Genomic DNA, 1993 nt, shown 5'->3' on the forward strand with positions numbered 1-1993 from the left:
TCTCGGTCTTTCTCGGTCTTGCGCGGATCGATGCAGACCAGCTTCGCGCCGTTGCGCTTCGCCGCGTTCGCGAAGGTCCAGAAATGCAGGTTCGACGCGATCGAGTTGCTGCCCCAGATCACGATCAGCTTGCTCTCGGCGAAATGCTCGACGTGCATGCCGACCTTGCCGCCATACGTTGCCATCAGCGCCTCGGCACCGGCCGACGCGCAGATCGTGCGATCGAGCAGCGAGGCGCCCAGCTGGTGGAAGAAGCGCCCGGCCATGCTCTCGCCCTGCAGCAGGCCCATCGTGCCGGCATAGCTGTACGGCACGATGGCCTCGGGCGCGCGCGACGCGATCTCGGACAGGCGCGCGGCGATGTCCGACAGCGCCTCGTCCCAGCTCACCGGCACGAACTGCCCGCTGCCCTTCGGCCCCACCCGCTTCAACGGATGCAGCACGCGATCGGGGCTGTAGGTTCGCTCGGTGTAGCGCGACACCTTGGTGCACAACGCACCATGCGTGGTCGGGTGATCGGGGTCGCCTTGGATGCGGATCGCACGATCGTTCTCAACGGTCACGCGAATGGCGCAGGTGTCTGGACAGTCATGCGGGCACGCTGCCGCAACAGTTCGGTAACTCATCGCGGAACTATTGCACATGCTTCCGGATGTATGTGCCCGCTAGGTCATGAACCGTAAGTTTTGTACCGATATCGACGGATATCCTTACGGCCCAGCAAACGGCCCGCTGAGTCGTAACAAGCTGCAACAAATTTGTCAACGGAACTTGCCCCATGAAACGTCGTGAACTTCTCAAGAGCGTCGCCGCCGGCAGCGCTGTGTTGGCGCTGCCTGCGCTGGCTCAAAGTGACCGCCGGCTCGTGCTGGGCCAGTCCGCCGCCTTCACCGGCCCGGCGGCGCAGCTGGGCATCCAGATGAACCGCGGTGCCCGCGTGTTCTTCGATGCCTTCAATGCCGCCGGTGGCGCCAACGGCCACACCATCGAGCTGAAGACGCTGGACGACGGCTACGAGCCGGACCGTTGCAAGGCCAACACCGACCGCTTCATCAAGGAAGACGTGTTCGCGCTGTTCGGCTATGTGGGAACGCCGACCTCGCTGGCCGCGCTGCCGCTGGTCAACGACAGCAAGATGCCGTTCTTCGGGCCGTTCACCGGTGCGGAGGCGCTGCGCGAGCCGTTCAGCAAATCGGTCTTCCACGTGCGGGCCTCGTACTACGACGAGACCGCGCTGATCGTGAAGAACCTGACACAGCTCGGCCTGAACAAGGTCGCGGTGTTCTACCAGAACGACGCGTACGGCAAGGCCGGCCTGGAAGGCGTGACGYGCGCACTGAAGCCGCTGACCCTCGCGCCGGTGGCGCTGGGCACGGTCGAGCGCAACACCGTCGCGGTCAGCCAGGCGGTGAAGGACATCGTCCCGAAGTTTCCCGATGCGGTGGTGCTGATCAGCGCCTACAAGTCGTGCGCCGCGTTCATCCGCGAGGCCCGCAAGGCCGGTTATGGCGGCACCTTCTACAACGTGTCGTTCGTCGGCACGCAGGCGCTGGCCGACGAGCTCGGCAAGGAAGGCCGCGGCGTGATGATCAGCCAGGTGATGCCGTTCCCGTTCTCGACCACCACGCCGATCTCGCGCGAGTACCTGGATGCGGTGGCGAAGGCCGGCGGCGACGCGACGCCGAACTACTCCAGCATGGAAGGCTACCTGGCCGCGAAGGTGTTCGCGGAAGGCCTGAAGCGCGCCGGCCGCGCGCCGTCGCGCGATGCGCTGATCGCCGGGCTGGAGTCGATCCAGAACGCGAACTTCGGCGGCTTCAATGTGCACTTCGGTGCGAAGGAMCACGTCGCCTCCAGTTTTGTCGACGTGTCCATGCTGACCGAAGACGGAAAAGTCCGCCGGTAGGCCCACCCCCGAGGCGCTGCGCGCCTCCCCCTCAAGGGGGCGCCGCCAGTGGCCCGGCAAAGCCGGTTCCACGGCGTCCGCTGGATC

At 65.5% G+C, this 1993-nt stretch carries 2 protein-coding genes; one reads left to right on the plus strand and one right to left on the minus strand.

The genetic code is table 11. The features are described 5' to 3' along the window. On the minus strand, window positions 1-644 hold a 644-nt coding region (locus tag AC1D15_RS29245), incomplete at its 3' end, for a molybdopterin-dependent oxidoreductase (protein ID WP_477828779.1). A gap of 134 nt (window positions 645-778) precedes the next feature. Here AC1D15_RS29245 and AC1D15_RS29250 point away from each other — a divergent pair. Beyond that, entirely contained in the window at window positions 779-1906 is a 1128-nt protein-coding gene (locus AC1D15_RS29250) for an ABC transporter substrate-binding protein (protein WP_477828780.1), read from the plus strand. Window positions 1907-1993 lie beyond the last annotated feature (87 nt).

The sequence above is a fragment of the Rhizobacter sp. P2_H2 genome (genome assembly GCF_056403375.1).